At 52.1% G+C, this 16,929-nt stretch carries 12 protein-coding genes; 8 read left to right on the top strand and 4 right to left on the bottom strand.

Annotation, left to right across the window (positions count from 1 at the left end):
- Window positions 1-82 precede the first annotated feature (82 nt).
- Window positions 83-1,141, bottom strand: coding sequence for a glycine-rich domain-containing protein (locus tag DQG23_RS23130; RefSeq protein WP_113033249.1), 1,059 nt, complete (start codon window positions 1,139-1,141; stop codon window positions 83-85).
- Between the two features lie 845 nt (window positions 1,142-1,986).
- Here DQG23_RS23130 and DQG23_RS23125 point away from each other — a divergent pair.
- The 5 genes from DQG23_RS23125 (at window position 1,987) to DQG23_RS23105 (ending at window position 7,650) form a co-directional block, all read left to right on the top strand.
- Window positions 1,987-3,648: a peptide ABC transporter substrate-binding protein gene (locus DQG23_RS23125; RefSeq protein ID WP_113033248.1), complete on the top strand. Its 1,662-nt coding sequence runs from the start codon at window positions 1,987-1,989 to the stop codon at window positions 3,646-3,648.
- 110 nt (window positions 3,649-3,758) lie between these two features.
- Window positions 3,759-4,688 (top strand): ABC transporter permease, encoded by a 930-nt coding sequence (locus tag DQG23_RS23120; RefSeq protein WP_113033247.1) that lies wholly within the window; start codon window positions 3,759-3,761, stop codon window positions 4,686-4,688.
- A 6-nt stretch (window positions 4,689-4,694) separates the two neighbouring features.
- Window positions 4,695-5,609: an ABC transporter permease gene (locus DQG23_RS23115; protein ID WP_113033246.1), complete on the top strand. Its 915-nt coding sequence runs from the start codon at window positions 4,695-4,697 to the stop codon at window positions 5,607-5,609.
- 60 nt (window positions 5,610-5,669) lie between these two features.
- Window positions 5,670-6,701 carry an ABC transporter ATP-binding protein gene (locus DQG23_RS23110; protein WP_113033245.1) on the top strand — a complete coding sequence of 344 codons (1,032 nt, stop codon included), beginning with the start codon at window positions 5,670-5,672 and terminating at the stop codon, window positions 6,699-6,701.
- Window positions 6,694-7,650: an ABC transporter ATP-binding protein gene (locus DQG23_RS23105; RefSeq protein WP_113033244.1), complete on the top strand. Its 957-nt coding sequence runs from the start codon at window positions 6,694-6,696 to the stop codon at window positions 7,648-7,650. The genes DQG23_RS23110 and DQG23_RS23105 overlap by 8 nt, the downstream gene beginning before the upstream one ends.
- A gap of 341 nt (window positions 7,651-7,991) precedes the next feature.
- On the opposite strand, the gene DQG23_RS23100 is transcribed toward DQG23_RS23105, so the two are convergent.
- Window positions 7,992-9,482 carry an esterase-like activity of phytase family protein gene (locus tag DQG23_RS23100; RefSeq protein ID WP_113033243.1) on the bottom strand — a complete coding sequence of 497 codons (1,491 nt, stop codon included), beginning with the start codon at window positions 9,480-9,482 and terminating at the stop codon, window positions 7,992-7,994.
- Window positions 9,483-9,659: 177 nt separating this feature from the next.
- Here DQG23_RS23100 and DQG23_RS42615 point away from each other — a divergent pair, with 177 nt between their 5' ends.
- On the top strand, window positions 9,660-11,270 hold the full coding sequence (locus DQG23_RS42615; RefSeq protein ID WP_192894619.1) for a copper amine oxidase N-terminal domain-containing protein: 1,611 nt from the start codon (window positions 9,660-9,662) through the stop codon (window positions 11,268-11,270).
- A gap of 173 nt (window positions 11,271-11,443) precedes the next feature.
- Here DQG23_RS42615 and DQG23_RS23090 read toward each other — a convergent pair whose 3' ends face one another.
- The gene (locus DQG23_RS23090) at window positions 11,444-11,671 is read right to left on the bottom strand and encodes a YuzB family protein (RefSeq protein ID WP_113033242.1); all 228 of its coding nucleotides are present in this window, start codon (window positions 11,669-11,671) and stop codon (window positions 11,444-11,446) included.
- Window position 11,672: 1 nt separating this feature from the next.
- Window positions 11,673-11,975: a HesB/IscA family protein gene (locus tag DQG23_RS23085; RefSeq protein ID WP_113033295.1), complete on the bottom strand. Its 303-nt coding sequence runs from the start codon at window positions 11,973-11,975 to the stop codon at window positions 11,673-11,675.
- 226 nt (window positions 11,976-12,201) lie between these two features.
- Here DQG23_RS23085 and ytvI point away from each other — a divergent pair, with 226 nt between their 5' ends.
- Both ytvI and DQG23_RS23075 read left to right on the top strand, forming a co-directional pair.
- The gene (gene ytvI, locus DQG23_RS23080; RefSeq protein WP_113033241.1) at window positions 12,202-13,317 is read left to right on the top strand and encodes a sporulation integral membrane protein YtvI; all 1,116 of its coding nucleotides are present in this window, start codon (window positions 12,202-12,204) and stop codon (window positions 13,315-13,317) included.
- 224 nt (window positions 13,318-13,541) lie between these two features.
- Entirely contained in the window at window positions 13,542-16,847 is a 3,306-nt protein-coding gene (locus DQG23_RS23075; protein WP_113033240.1) for a DEAD/DEAH box helicase, read from the top strand.
- Window positions 16,848-16,929: the final 82 nt, after the last annotated feature.

Raw genomic sequence — 16,929 nt, 5'->3', positions numbered from 1 at the left:
CGATCTTCCAATTTTTCCATTACCTGTACTATACGATGATTCCCTAATTTTTTCAAGTATCTGGAATAAGTTTTTTCCGGAGCTAGTCTCCGCCGCCACCGCAGCCGCTGCCGCAGCTTGAGGAAGAGCATGACGAGCCCCCGCTGTCGCCGCCGCCATCCGACGAATCGCTGTCCGAGCTGCAAGAGGAACCGGCATAGCCGCAAGCCGCTCCGCTAGTGCCCCCGTCATTGCGCTGCTCTTCTTCCTCCGCCTGCATCTGCATGCGTTGTTCAAACGCACCGTCATCCATCATCGAATACAGGAGCATACTGCCAGCCATCAACATCATCGTGTCGGTTGCCCCGGACGAGCTCCGGTTATACTCGCGATTATCGTCGTAATGATTGTCCGTGTGATTCGAGCTATGATCGTAAGCACGATGAACATGCTCCTTCGTCGAATCGATCAACTGTTCGATCGTCTCTTTAATTTCCGGATATTTGCTTGCTGCGTCACGATTGAACAATTGATTGATCAACTGCTCCTTGGACTCTCGGTGAAACTGTTCAAGCAATGGCTTCGGCAACGGATTTCGGAAAAACGCATTCCAAATATGTCCGCTGAACGGTGTAGGCTCAAACAACTGGCTATATACCCAATCGAACCATGCCCGATCGCCCGGCATCGGCTGAACGTTCGAATGCGGCGCGTGATGAATCGTCGTTCCGATCAACTCGTCGCAAAAATGCTGATATTCCCGTGTAAACATCAGCATATCGTGCCAAATCTCATCGACAGCCGAACTGAACATCGGAACATTCCGCATAATCGAACACATGACAAAATATCGCTTTAGCTCAAGCAGCTTCCATTCGTATTCCGCATCGCTCATAGCGGATTGCGCTTGCAAATGCCGCATTTTCAGTTTTTCTTGAAAAGATGGCGCAAAGGCTTTATTCAAACGGCGTTCAAGCGCTTCGAGTTTAATATGAGGCCGAATTCCAAGATTCAACGGAACATTGGCTGACGTATAGTCGATCGTTCTACGTCTAGAATTGCTGCGCGGACGCTGCTGCGACCTCCCTTTGGAGCTTTGTTTCACCAAATAAACGACAAGTCCAACACCTGCGATGACAATTGCCGCACCCAAAAATCCCATATATCCGCCTCCCCATCCGATGTCATACGAAGAGCATACGTAATAGCTGCCTCATCCTACAACTATATCATTTGATTTCAAATGCTTTCCAGCACTTTTTGTAAAAAGCCGCGACTATTTTCATTAAATCCTTCTTTAAACAAAAAAAATCTCACCAAACGTCAAATCCGCCGCGAGGATGAGGGAGGAACTCGGCAGTTCGACAAGTTTCGATGAGAGTGCTTAATGGTATTCATTCGCAAAGCGAGTTAACTTCATTGCTTCACGATACTTCTTCATTGTAGCCTCATACGATGTACTTGTCAAGAATGATTTTCATTTTCATTTAGAAGGCAAGAACCAAGGATAAACGCTTCGCCGTCCTAAACGCTTTCAAAGAAAGCGACTTCGTAAGCATAAGCCTAGGACAGGCGCGTTTACCGATGAAATATCAGGCTTAAGTAATTGTGAAACATATAAATTCTGGCTGATATTTTGAGAAATACGCTTACCCAATCGCCCTTTTTTTTTATTACCTTCATCGAATAATTTACGGTAATTTTGGAAGTCTAAACATACGATCGAATTGGGAATTGCTGCTCGTTTACCCTTTCGAACATCTGTTTATCTCTGCGTTCTTTTTATTCAAAATAGTTAAATATCCCATTTCCAAGTACAGTTCCATACAGAAAAACCGTTAATTATAATATCTAGTGTTATTATTTACTACAAGATTTTATCATCCCGCGGTTGTATAATCAAAAGTGTCAATGTTGTGTAAGCACTTACATAAACGTCTAAAACACGACATTTACTCAGCTTTTTGTTTAACCATTTCCAATCTTAAGGGGAGGCAATACACAGTGATGAGCTTGAAAAAAGTCATGTCAACCGCATTGGTGCTTTCGCTTGTCGGGACAGCAGCGATCGGTTGCGCCAAGAAAGAGGAGAACCAAACGCCAGGGACAAGCCCAGGCAAAACCGCTGCACAGGAATTGAGAATCAACACCGGTGCGGAACCCCCTGCTTTGGACGTTTCCAAAGCTTCTTCCGTCGCCAGCTTCAATATTTTGAACGCGGTACACGAGGGCTTATACAGACTTGACAAAAGCGGCAAGCCGACACCGGCTCTTGCCAAGGATATGCCGAAAATTTCCGAGGACGGCCTGACCTACACGATCACGCTTCGCGATGCCAATTGGGCGGACGGCACGCCGGTAACGGCTCAAGATTTCGTTTACTCGTTCCAGCGCTCGCTCGATCCGAATACGAAGGCGGAATACGCTTTCGTTATCGCTTGGATTAAAGGCGGAGACGCCATCATGAAAGCCAAAACGCCTGACGAGATCGCAGCAAAGAAAAAAGAACTCGGAGCCGTGGCGAAAGACGACAAAACGCTGGAGATTAAGCTCGAGAAGCCGGTCGCTTTCTTTACCGAGATACTGGCTTTCCTCAACTACTTCCCGCAAAAGCAGGCTTTCGTCGATCCGCTCGGAGAGAAGAACGGCGCCGACGCCGACAAAGTAATCGGTGCAGGTCCGTACAAGCTGACGAAATGGAATCACGAACAGTCCATCGAGCTCGTTAAAAACGAAAAATATTGGGATGCCGCCAACGTCAAGCTCGACAAGATTACGATCAATATCGTAAAAGATACGAATTCCGGCTTGAATTTGTACGAAACCGGCGAAGCCGACTTAACCGAGCTTAAGGGCGATCAATACCAAGCGTATTTAAACAAGCCCGACTTGGCGATCAAAAAAGAATTGACGAACGTATACCTGGAGTTCCAGGAAAAGAAAATTCCCGCCTTTGCGAACGCTAAAATTCGCGCGGCCCTCAGCATGGCGATTGACCGCAAAGGCTTTGTCGATACGGTTATCAGCAACGGCTCCGTCGCTTCGACAGGCGTCGTTCCGGGCGGTACTTCCGACGGGAACGGCAATGAATTCCGTACGGTGACGGCGAAAAACAATGTGCAGGCGTCCTTCGACGCTGCAAAAGCGAAGCAGCTTCTGCAAGACGGTCTGAAAGAACTGAATATGACGGCTTTGCCGCAAATTAAGCTGCTCGGCGACGATACCGAGACGTCCAAAAAATCGCTGGAGTTCATCATCGAGCAATGGCGTAAAAACCTCGGCGTAGACGCGATCACCGAGCCTGTACCTCATAAGCTTCGTCTGGACCGTTCCGAGAAACGCGATTTCGACATCGTGCTGTCGCTGTGGGGCGCCGACTATAACGATCCTATGACTTTCCTTGACATGTTCCTGTCCGACCATCCGTTCAATCGCGGCCAATGGTCGAACAAGCAGTTCGATGAGCTCATCAAAAAGGCGGATATGGAAGTTAAGCCTGCCGAGCGTGCGAAGCTGCTTGCGGATGCGGAGAAAATTTTGCTGGACGATACCGGCATCGCACCGATCTACTTCCGCTCCAAGCCTTATGCGCTGCGTCCGAGCGTGCAGGATCTGATTTTGCCGCCTTTCGGTCCCGAGTGGGAAGTGCGCTGGACATCGATCAAGTAGTTCGGTATCTGTAAGCGAAAAAGAATGGACCGTTCTATTTTTTGGCTAGAACGGCCCCCTTCTTTTCCTGCGGATAGGCCGGCTTATGCTTTTTATCAGGAGGTGACCCGATGATAAAATTTACAATTAGACGTTTCGCTTACATGCTGATTACGCTATGGCTGATTGCTACGCTGACTTTCGTTCTGATGAAAAATTTGCCTGGCGATCCGTTCGGAGAAGCCTCCCAAAAGCTTTCGCCGGAAAATAAAATGCTGCTGATTCAACAGTACGGCTTGGACAAGCCGATGTGGCAGCAGTATGTAAAGTTTATGAACGACATTTTGCACGGGGATTTGGGCGTTTCGTTCCAATTTCCAACTCGCCATGTGACGGATATCATCGCGCAGGGCTTCCCGGTTTCGCTCGAGCTGGGTCTGATCTCGCTCGCATTCGCGATCGTCGTCGGGCTTATTCTCGGCTTGATCGCCGCTTTGAACCACAATAAAACGCTCGACTATTCAGCAATGTTTATCGCCGTGTTAGGGGTGTCCATCCCCTCCTTTGTTTTAGGGCCGCTGCTGGCCTGGTTATTTGCCGTACATTGGAAAATATTCCCCGCCGCATTATGGACGACGCCCGAGCATCGGATTTTGCCGGCGCTGACGCTTTCGTTCGGCACGATTGCGATTTTGGCGAGAATGATGCGCACCTCCATGCTCGACGTCCTCAATCAGGATTATATGAAAACCGCCAGAGCCAAAGGGCTTACCCGCAATTCGATCGTATGGAAGCATACGCTGCGAAACGCCATTTTGCCCGTCGTCACGATTCTCGGTCCGATTTTTGTCAATGTGATAACGGGAACGCTGGTCGTTGAGCAAATTTTCGCCGTTCCTGGGCTTGGCAAGCAGTTCGTAACGTCCGTTTATTCGAACGATTACACGATGATTGCCGGCTTGACCATTTTTTACTCCGTCATTCTTGTAGTGGTTTTGTTCATTACCGATATTTTGTACGGCATTATCGATCCGCGCATACGTTTGGGGAAAGGGAGGTAATCGCAGATGGAGACCATTTCCAAGGACCAGTTTCAACCGTTAGAAAGAGAACTGAAGTCGGACGCTATCGTGCGGCCTTCCTTGACTTATTGGCAGGATGCGTGGAGGAGGCTTAAGAAAAACCGTCTGGCTATGGCCGGATTGATCATATTGGTTGTCCTGCTGCTGCTGGCGATCTTTGCGCCGCTGTTTTCGTCCTACGATTACCAGACGCAAGATCTCGCCATGAAAAACCAGCGCCCTTCCGGCGAACACTTTTTCGGGACGGACGATTTCGGCCGCGATCTGTGGACACGGGTTTGGTGGGGTACCCGAATTTCACTATTCATCGGCATAACCGCCGCGCTTATCGATCTGCTTGTCGGCGTCCTGTATGGCGGCATTTCCGCCTATTACGGCGGACGTATCGACGATATCATGCAGCGTTTTATCGAAATCGTGTATGCCGTTCCGTTCCTGCTGATTACGATTCTGATGATTATGATTATCGGTCCGGGCATATGGACGATCATTATCGCGTATACGATCACCGGCTGGGTGCCGATGGCAAGGCTCGTGCGCGGTCAAATATTGACGCTCAAGGAGCAGGAATTCGTACTGGCTTCCCGTACGCTCGGGGCAGGCGGCTTTCGAATCATCGCCAAGCACCTGATTCCCAATGCGCTCGGGATCATCATCGTGCAAATTACGTTCGTCGTACCCGGCGCGATTTTCGTCGAGGCCTTTCTGAGCTTCGTCGGACTGGGCATTAGACCTCCGCTCGCTTCGCTCGGAACGCTCTTGAGCGACGGAGCGAACTATATGCGTTATCATCCGCATCGTCTGCTGTTTCCGACAGCGATATTCAGTTTGATTTTACTCAGCTTCAACTTGCTCGGCGATGGCCTGCGCGATGCGCTCGATCCGAAAATGCGGAAATAACGTTTGCTGCCGCAGCATAACGTCGCTTTATTTTTAGGGTTTTGTAAAGGAGGGAGTCAGATGGAGAACCGTATTTTGGATGTAGACGATTTAAGAGTGTCCTTCAAAACGTACGTAGGGGAGATCCAGGCTGTTCGCGGCGTCTCTTTTCATTTGGATAAAGGCGAAGTGCTCGCCATCGTAGGCGAATCGGGCTGCGGCAAATCGGTAACGGCGCAAACGATCATGCGTCTGATTCCGACACCGCCCAGCCATATTAAAGAAGGCTCATCCGTTCTATTCAACGGCAAGCACGAAATTACAAGAATGTCCGACAAGGCGATGGAAAAGCTGCGCGGTTCGGAGATGGGCATGATTTTTCAAGATCCGATGACATCTCTCAACCCGACGATGACGATCGGCGCGCAAATTACCGAAGGCTTGATCAAGCATCAGAACATGAGCAAAAAGCAAGCGAACGAGCGCGCGATCGAAATGCTGAAGCTCGTCGGCATGTCCAATCCGCAAGGACGCATTCACCAATATCCGCACGAGTTGTCCGGCGGGATGCGGCAGCGGGTCATGATCGCCATATCGCTGGCCTGCAATCCGAAGCTGCTGATCGCGGACGAACCGACGACGGCGCTCGACGTTACGATTCAGGCGCAAATTCTCGACCTGATGAAGCAAATCCAGCACAAAACCGATACCGCCATCATCATCATTACGCATGATCTTGGCGTCGTCGCGGATATTGCGCAGCGTGTTATCGTCATGTATGCGGGCAAGGTGGTCGAGGAAGGAACGCTTGAGGACATATTTTACAATTCCCGGCATCCTTATACTTGGGGATTGCTGCGTTCCGTCCCCCGGCTCGACAGCGACAGCAAAAGCGAGCTCTCGCCGATTCCCGGATCGCCGCCCGATTTATTCGCGCCGCCCAAGGGATGCAGCTTTGCCGCAAGATGCCCTTACGCGATGCAGGTATGCAAGGATAACGATCCTGCACATACGCCGATTACCGACCGTCACAGCGCGGCATGCTGGCTGCTCCATCCCGATGCGCCGAAGGTAAACCGGCCGCTGGAAGTAGGTGAACAAGCACATGGCTGAACAGCATATTCTTGAAGTGAACCATTTGCAAAAGCATTTTCAGGTCGGCTCCGGCCAAACGCTGAAAGCCGTCGAGGATTTGACGTTCGCGATCAAACGCGGTGAAACGTTCGGTCTCGTAGGCGAATCCGGCTGCGGGAAATCGACGGCGGGCCGCACGATTATCAATCTGTATGAAGCTACGGGCGGCGAAGTGCTTTTTAACGGCAAAAACGTGCACAAAATGAAAGGCAAGGACCTGAAGCAATTCAACCGCGACATGCAGATGGTGTTCCAGGATCCTTACGCTTCGCTGAACCCGCGTATGACGGTCGGCAACATTATCGCCGAAGGCATCGATATTCACGGCTTGTACAGCGGCAAAAAACGCAAAGCACGCATCAGCGAGCTGCTGCAAGCCGTCGGCTTAAACGAGGAGCATGCGAGCCGGTTCCCTCATGAGTTTTCCGGCGGCCAGCGCCAGCGGATCGGCATTGCCCGGGCGCTCGCTATCGAGCCGAAATTCATCATCGCGGACGAACCGATTTCCGCGCTCGACGTGTCCGTGCAAGCGCAAGTCGTCAACCTGTTCATGAAGCTGCAAAAAGAACACGGCTTGACCTACTTGTTCATCGCGCACGACCTCGCCATGGTCAAGCATATTTCCGACAGGATCGGCGTGATGTATCTCGGCAAGCTCGTCGAAGTGACATCGTCGAGCCAGCTGTACGCCAAGCCGCTCCATCCGTATACGCAATCGCTGCTGTCGGCCATTCCGATCCCTGATCCGGAGGTCGAACGCACGCGCGAACGAATTATTCTTCAGGGCGAAATCCCAAGCCCGCTCAACCCGCCGAGCGGTTGTCCGTTCCGGACGCGCTGCCCGCATGCGATGGACGTTTGCGCTTCTGTCGTACCGAAGCTGAACGAAATCGAGCCGGGCCACTTTGCAGCCTGCCATCTGTACTGATCCAACAAAATCAGCCTTATTCGACCGTTTGGCGGTTGGATAAGGCTGTTTCCTTTTCCTGCTCCCAAACAGGAGACTATTCGTTTAGGGATGGGCTCTTTTTATGAAAGGTATCGAGTTAATAATGATGGTCTATGGAAGCGGGGGTATCTCCTGAAGGAGCGTTAGCGTTCGCCTTTGCAATCGGGAAATAACATTGGGGTTATTGTTCAAAATTTCCTGATTGCAAGAGTGACCGTAAGGAGATACCTCGGCTGGAATAGCTCATCATTCAGTTATCCCCCCATCTCTCATCGCTTCAAATAAAAAAAGCCCACCCGCTTCGGATAGGCTCCCCTCATCTAATACAAATCTTCCTGCAGCTCCACCACATGCATCTGCGTCGGCGTCCCGGTCAGCGACAGCTTGCCCTGCTCGTCGTAATTGACGGCAAAATCGTTATCGTTCACGATCGCGATCGTCCTTTTGTCGACGGCTACGATACCTTCGATTTTCTCATGCGGATAACCTAGCTTAACGAAGTCGACGATCAGCTCTTTCGTTACCGGCACGATGCCGGCTTGGCGCAGCATTTCCTGTGGCATCGCTTCGAGATTGGCACTGTAATCCGTGCCGAGCAGATTGGTCGCTTTGCTGAAATCCGACTTGTAAATCCGTTTCACCTGTGCTTCCTTGCCTGCCATTTTGTCGCGCTCGTCGACCAACAGGACGTTCGAGGACAGTGCGAAGAGATCGCTGATGACCTGATCCTTTTGCTTGATTCCTTCGTACGATGCGGCATTCTCCGCGTAGTATACATATTCGCCGACTAGCTCCTGTTTGGACAAATCCATTTTGAGGATGCGCAGATTGCGGGAATTGTCCGACGTCTTCTGATCCGGCAGCGCAAGCGGGCTTTGGATCGACGCATACAAGGTTTTGCCGTCTGGCGTAATCGTCACGCCCTCGAAGCCGCGATTAGGTACGCGTTTATTGTAAAAGGCGGGAAACAGCTCGACGATATCCGTCTGCGCGCCTGCCAGCGCTTGCTTCGCGCCGAACGGTACGAACCGTTTCAGCACCGTGCCGTCCCGCTTCACCTGAACGAGGGAAGGACGGTATTCGTCCGCCAGCCAGAACGTATCGTCGTTCGGATTATAGGCGATCCCTTCCAGATCAAGACCGTCCGGATCGTAGGATAGCTCTTTTTGCCCCAGCTCGTCATAAGGAATTTCGTCCGCTCCTACCATATTGGGCAGCCCGGTAATAAACCTCGATTTCGTTACCGCATCCGTCTTGCCTTCCGGAAGCTGCAGCTTGATCGTCTCGAGAATTTCAAGCTTTTCGCCGTCCGCTTTGATTTTGTAGATGCGCGGCTGGAAATCGTCAACCGGAAACGTACGCAGCTTGTCTTTGCCCACTTGCCCGTTCGGACCGCGGTCGGCCAGCGTGTAGAATACATTTTCCGGGTCGCCCGGAATACGCGTCAAACCGGAAAAACCGCCTTCGCTGATCCCTTTGCCAAGCGCTCCGGGATTGTTCCACGTCGACACCGATTTTAGCTTCGGCGCATTTTTCAACGTAATCGTCCGTTCCCAATCGTTCCAGTCAATCTGCTTGCCAAGAGCCTCTCCGAAAGCGCGCAGCGGCAAGTAAGTGCTCCCGTCGATCACGACCGCCTCTTTATCGACCTCTACCTTAGCCCCGCCGCTGAAAATCGGAAAATTCACCGGTATTGGAAGCGTGATTTTATCCGCCCCCGCCGCTTGCGCCGCCGTTGCTCCGACCGTCAAAGTTAACGCGATGGCGCCGATCATCATCTTTCTTCTGCGTATAAGTCTCCATAGTTTCATGATTTAGCCCTCCCCTTTTATCGAACCGATTTCTCATTAAAATCAGCTTAACGGGGAACTGTTTGCATCGTATCAACGGGAGATGAAGCTTTTGTAAACGACTTTGTAAGTTGTTTGTAAGATCGGCTTTGTTATACTGCTTCTGATTTTCAAATCATGAATGAGGGGGAGTCGAGCTTGAAAAAGGCTTTTTCGATTTTTACAGTTTTGTGCCTGCTCGGCATGTTCGCTTTATTTCCTGCGGAAGCCCGCGGCGCAGCTGTAATCAAATGGGGGCAAGTGCAAACCGGCACATACGAAAATTTGCACCCGCATACGCTCAACTGGTCCGGTAACGTCCTCGATAAAGGCGGCTTGAAGCTGTCGACGATGAAAACAACGACAAAAAGCAGCGAGGCCGATCTGGTCATCAATCAGTATGGAAGCATCGGCGCCAACGGCATTTTGCTGCTCGAAGACGAGGAGCTGAGCGATCCGACGGACAGCGGGCAAAGCGGGTTTACGAACTCGCTTACTTTGACGAAAGGTGTGGTATATCTAGTCGTTCTGCACGACGGCACGTACGCGAAATTGCGGATCGACCGCTTTACGCCGGATAACGGAGCTTCGATTCAGAAAGTGTTTTTCTCCTTCGTCTTGGAAGCGGAAAGCGAACAACCGGGCCAAAATGCGGAGCCTGACGAAAACAACGCAGCACCTGCCAACCAGTCCGGAGGGAGCAAAGGAACGCTTGAGCTCGGCTCTCCTGCCGAGGATATGGATCTTGCCGTTTCCAGCTACGTTTTCATGGAGGGGAGCATTACGGTTCCGTGGAATAAGCTCGACGGCCATACGAGCTGGGATTTATTCCGCTCCGACAATGGCGCACCCTATGTCAAAATGACCGATTTCCGTCTCGACAAAACGGAATTTACGGACAAATACGTTCTGGCCGGTCATATTTACTTGTACAAATTCGTCGCTTACAACGCCGCCGGGAAAGCCGTATACGTCTCTCCTCCGGTAAAAGTATCGATCGTCGCTGCGGATAACGTTATCGTCCTTCAACTTGACAGCACCGATGCCCTCATAAACGGCAAAGCGCATCAATTGAATGTCGCGCCGTTCCTTCTCGACGGACGTACGATGGTTCCGCTGCGGTTTGTCAGCGAAGCGTTGGGGGCCGAAGTCGAATGGGACGGCGACAAGCAAAAAATTACGCTGCTCCTCGGCGATCAAACGATGATCTTGCACGTGGACAGCTCCGAAGCTATCGTCGACGGCAAAACGATTTTTATGGACGTTCCCGCCACAATCGTCAACGGTTCGACCGTAGTGCCGATCCGTTTCGTAGGAGAGAACTTTCGTCAGGAAATTACGTTCGACGATGCGACGAAAACGATTACTATCAAGGGCGGAGGAACGGAGAATCCGTCGCAATCCGGAGCCGACGAGGAGCAGGCGTACGGAGAAGACGAGAGCGAATACGAAGCGGATGCGCATCTGGCATATTTCTTGGGCGAGTGGAGCATGTGGGTTCCAGGCACGGGGCTCGTTTCCGCCGATGGCAGCGGCCGTTATGTTAACGGAGTCGACGGCGGGACGTTGTACATTTACGAGGACGGCACGTTCGAGCACTATAATGGAAGCAAAAAAACGACGGACGGCGAATGGACAATCCGCGAGCAGTCAGGCACTCTTGAGCTGACCGGATACAAGTGGGGCTGGGATTGGATCGTCTCGCAAACGGATGACGGCATCAAAGTGAGCTCGTACGGCGTCTACGAGACCGGTTCCCGCGCGGAATAATTCCCCTGTCGCAGGCGGCGGAACGCAAAACGATAGGCAAGCAGTAAAGCCGGACCTCCTTCAGGAGGCGGCTTTCGCTGCTTTTTACAACAAGCGTTCATCCTTCCAAAACAAAAACGACCCTTTACTAAGAGTCGTTTTGTTACGTCTAACGGCTATTGACCCTGTCCGTCTTAACGTTTCACATATTTGCTCGCTTTTTCAAGCGCTTCGTCTTCGGTGGCTCCCGTTACGTAACGGCCATTAATAAAAATGAATGCGAAACGCGAGCAAGGCCCGCAATATGACTTGCATGCAACCTTGACCTCGGTGTCGGGCGCCAGCTTTTCGAGCTTCGGCAGCACCGTTTTCAGCTTCATGTGCCTGCATTTGTCGCAGACGCGGATATCGTTTTTGGCCATTCTAGTGATCCCCGTGGTTTCCTTTGCTCGGGTTCGTAATGACGAAGCCCTCTTCCGGTGTATATAGGTAGTCTACCCAAACGCCGTCCAGCAGCGGCTCGCGCGTATCAAGCAGGACGTCGAAGCCTTTATCGGTTGCAACCACTTCGTCGTGCTCCTGCTGCTCGCTCAAATCAAGCCCGTAGTGGGCATGATCGCCGTGCTTGTGAGTAAGGAATACGCGCAGCTTTAATGTTTTGTTCTCTTCTTGCTCCATCTCGCGCAAAATAACTTTTGCGGCGTTTCGCGTAATTTTGCAGTTCATCGTGACATCTCCTTGTATGTTCGAGCTTTCGCCGGCTTCCATCCGTTGATTCCGGCAGCAGACAAGCGTGCTTTGTACTATTGTATTAAATGAACGTTCCGATTGCAATACGCCTGAAACGACGGAGGAGCGAACTTATCGCGGTCCAAACGTTACTTGTCGAAGACGGCGGTTTTTGTGCTATAATGGATCATTATGACAAATGTGGCCGAGGTGATTCGTATTCATGTTGTCCTTCTACAAAAAGTATTATAAAACCGTATTCGACATCGCCTTGATCGGCCTCACGATATACTTGTTCATGCTCTTGTTCAGCTACCTGTACAAGCTCGCTACGCCGATCTTCCTCGCCCTGCTCATCTTCGCGATGATCGAGCCGCTGGCGAAGCGCCTGAACCGCCGGGGCGTCAAAAAGTCGATCGCAACCGCGATCTCCATGCTCGTCTTTATGCTTGTCGTCCTGGGCATTCTGATCGGGGCGGGCATCATTTTTACATCGCAAACGATCAACCTTGTCGATAAAATTCCGAGATACCAGCAAATTTTGCAGGAGCAAATCGTCATTCACGCCGACTATCTCCGCAGCAAATGGGAGGCGCTTCCTCCGGACATCTCGGATAAAGTCAGAGAATATATCGGCGTCATAACGGAATGGGGCGCAGGTGCGGCCACCACATTCCTCAAAACGGTTCTGAACAGCTTAACTTCGCTCACTTCCTTTATCATCAACTTTTCGATCGGCATCATATTGGCCTACTTCCTGAGCATCGAAATCGAACTATGGAAGAGAATGGCCCGCGACAAAACGCCGCGCACCTTCAAGACCGCATTTTACTTTTTGAAAGAAAACGTGCTTCTCGGCATCGTCAGCTACTTGAAATCGCAGTTTAAGCTCGTTTCGATTACGTTCGTCATCATTTTCCTTGCCCTGCTGCTGCTTGGAGTCAAAAGCGCCTTCTCCATCTCCTTGCTGGCCGCCGTATTCGATGTTCTGCCTTTGCTCGGCGTATCCACCGTATTCATCCCGTGGATCATCTATTTGTTCATCGTCGGCGAAACGACGCTGGCTATATGGCTCACCGTTCTGCTGGGCGTCGTCATTATTGTCAGACAAATCATGGAGCCGAAAATTACCGGCGATTCGCTCGGCGTTTCCGCATTCACGATGCTGTCGTTTATGATCATTTCGCTGTCGCTGTTCGGCGTCGCAGGTTTGATTTTATCGCCGATTCTGATCATCCTGCTGAAGGCGCTGCATGAGCAAGGCTACTTGAAACAATGGATCCGGCTGCCCGAGGATTACGACAATCCCCCTGCCGGCGATACGAAAAACGAGCCATAACCCCAAGAACCGCCTCCCTTTACTGTTGGGACAGGCGGTTTTTCTTTTGTCAGCATAACGTCTCATCCCAAAATACAACGAAGTTTAAGGAAAAAGCTGTCCGGCTGAATCGGCATGTTTTCGTCTGCACACGAACGTATGTCCGCCATTAATATGGTATAATAGATTCACATAAGACATGCTGCGATAAGCTTCACGCACGGCAAAGATCAAAGGAGCTTTCTATGAATTACAATACGCTTTCGAACAAAGAGATCAAACGGTTGTGCGGCGGCAGCGCCTATCAGCGAGGCGAAAACGATTATTTCTCCCGCCGGGTGACCGAGCTGTCGTTCGACCCTGACAAAAACCGCTTTGACGCAGTCGTTTCAGGCGATGATCGATATAACGTTTATGTGATTTTCGATAAAAACGCCGTGGCAAAAGCGGGCTGTACATGCCCCGCCTTCGGCAGCTATTACGTATACTGCAAACATGTCGCGGCCGTTCTGTTTCAAATCCGCGATTACGTACCCGTTAGCAAACCGTCAGCATCGCCGCAGCCGCATTCGTCGGAGGCCGCCTCCTCTTCATGGACCGGGCAAACGCAAAATTCCGCCGTTTCCGGCCGCGATACCCTGCTCACGCGCAATATGATCGCCTTGTTCACGAAATCCGCACCGGCTGCACGGGCGAACACCTATTTGCCGGAGCGGCGGCAAACCTTGCAAGCGGAGTTTATTTTCGGCGTCACAACCGCCTCGCCGCGCAAAAGCATGATGACGCTCGAGATGAAAATCGGGCCGAAGCGCCCCTATGTCGTCCAGAAGCTTAAACAGTTCCTCGAAAGCGTCGAGCGGGGAACGGCTTTCGAGTTTTCGAAGCATTTTACGTACGATCCGCTAGTACACGCCTTCAAGGAACAAGATATGGCGGTCATCCGCGAGCTGATCGAAACGATCAGGAATGAATACATCTATCGAAGCGCATTAAGCAAAAGCGTCTATATAAGCGATTATGCGCCTGCCGAAGGACGGACGCTGTTCATCCCGCCGGCGACCTGGGAGCGTCTGCAGGATAAGCTCGCAACCGTTACGGCGCGGTTCGAGCATGGCGGTCGAATCAGCGACCGGCTGGAATTGAGGGAAGGACAGCCGCCGATCAGCTTTCAGCTGAGCAAACCGGCCTGGGATACGTTTCAATTGGACATGTACGGCATGGAAGACGTAACGGTGCTGGAAAGCTACGGATGCACCGTGGCCGAAGGCGTGCTTTACCGGATGAAGGGGGCGCAGCAGCGCAGGCTCGCGGAGATGAAGGAAATGTTCAGGCACGCGGACCGCAAGCTCCTTCTTATTTCCGAATCGGAGATCGAATCGTTCATGCAGCGCGTCATTCCCGGCCTCAAGCAAATCGGCAGCGTAGCGATCGCCAAGGATATCGCCGGACAAATCGTAACGGCGCCTTTGCGTGCCAAGCTGTATCTCGACCGCGATGACGATCGTCTGATCGTTAAGCTCACGTTCGCCTATGGCGAAATCGTCTTCGATCCGTTCAGTCCGGAGACAGGGAGACCAGATCGCACCGACCTCATTCTCGCACGCGATACCGAACGCGAAAGCCGGATCATGGATTTGCTCGAGCAAGCCGCGCTGGAGCTGCTGGACGATCATTACGCGATTGACGGCGAGGACGAGGTTTACCGTTTCTTATATGAGCTGCTGCCTGCGCTTGAGCGTCTTGTCGAAGTATATGCGACAGCCGCCGTTAAAGGGATGAAGCTCTCTCTGACTCAGCCCAAAGTAACGGTAAATGTCGATGAGCGGACGGAATGGCTTGAGGTGCGTTTCGATATGGACGGAATCGGCCAGAAGCTGATCCGCCAAATATTGCGGAGTCTTGTGGAGAAGCGGAGATACCATCGTTTGCCTGACGGCGCTTTTGTTTCGCTGGAGGAGGAAGGCTTTAAAAATATCGCCGGATTTATGAAACAAACGGGCTTTCGCAAATCGGATATCCAAGACGGGAAGCTGGCATTGCCGCTCGTCCGGGGGCTTTACCTGCTCGAGCCCGGCTCCGAGTCTCACAAAATCAAGATCGGCAAGCCGCTGCGCGAGCTTCTCGACAACCTGCGCAACCCGGACAACCTGGAGTACGCCGTACCCGAGCAGCTCAACCCGATTCTCCGCGACTATCAAAAATACGGGTATCAATGGATGCGGACGCTCAGCCTCTACCGGTTCGGCGGCATTCTCGCAGACGATATGGGCCTAGGCAAAACGCTGCAAAGCATCGCTCTTATGTTGTCCGCGCACGAAGAGCGCACCGCCGTTGCCGGAACTCCCGTGCTGATTGTCGCTCCGGCATCGCTGACGTACAATTGGCGGAATGAGCTGAAGCGTTTCGCTCCCGGCCTGCGGACGGCGCTCGCCGTAGGCGACAAGCAAGAGCGGGAGGACGTGCTGAACGCCTTAGCGAATATCGACGTACTGGTCACCTCCTACCCGCTGCTGCGGAGAGACACGGAGCTGTATGAGGGACGCGAATTTCGGCTGCTTATTTTGGATGAAGCGCAAGCGTTCAAAAACCACGCCACGCAAACGGCACAGGCGGTAAAGTCCATCATGGCGGCCCAGCGTTTCGCGCTGACCGGAACGCCGATGGAAAACTCGCTGGAGGAGCTGTGGTCGATATTCGACGTCGTCTTCCCCGAGTTGTTCGACAGCAAAAGAGCATTCGCCAATCTCACCCGCGAAGAAATAGCGAAACGGGTACGGCCGTTCATTTTGCGCCGTATGAAGAAAGACGTACTGTCGGAGCTCCCGGATAAAATCGAATCGCTGCAAACGTCGGAGCTGACCAAAGAGCAAAAACAGCTTTATGCCGTCTATTTGGCCAAGCTGCAGAAGGAAACCGCGAAGCAGCTGGAGGCGGAGGGCTTCCAAAAAAGCCGAATCAAAATCTTGGCCGGCTTAACCCGGCTGCGGCAAATTTGCTGCCACCCTTCCCTCTTCGTGGAAAACTACGACGGCGGTTCCGGCAAGCTCGAGCAGCTGCTTGAAATTGTGGAAGAATGTATGGACTCGGGCAAGCGCATGCTCATTTTTTCCCAATTCACGGAAATGCTCGGGATTATTCGCCGCGAGCTGGCGGATCGGGGCATCCCTTTCTTTTATTTGGACGGGTCCACGCCTTCCAGCCAACGGGTCGAGCTTTGCCAGCGTTATAACGACGGGGAACGCGAAATTTTTCTCATCTCGATGCGCGCAGGCGGTACCGGCCTCAATCTGACGGGGGCGGATACGGTCGTCCTCTACGACCTTTGGTGGAACCCGGCCGTCGAGCAGCAGGCTGCGGACCGCGCACACCGGATCGGCCAGAAAAACGTCGTTCAGGTCATCCGGCTTGTCAGCCACGGCACCATCGAAGAAAAAGTGATCGAGCTGCAGCAGCGGAAGAAGGATATGATCGATGCCGTCATCACGCCTGGCGAAGAAGCGTTATCGGCGTTGACGGAGCAAGAAATACGCGAGTTACTGCTGATGGAATAGCGGATCGGGCTACGGTTTGATTTGCGCGGCCCCATTCGCTCGCAGCGACGACGATAACTCAGCCATCCGACACAGGAAAATG

Origin of the sequence: Paenibacillus contaminans (assembly GCF_003285015.1) — a bacterium.
Classification (GTDB): domain Bacteria; phylum Bacillota; class Bacilli; order Paenibacillales; family NBRC-103111; genus Paenibacillus_V; species Paenibacillus_V contaminans.
This window is presented reverse-complemented; position numbering and strand designations above follow the sequence as displayed.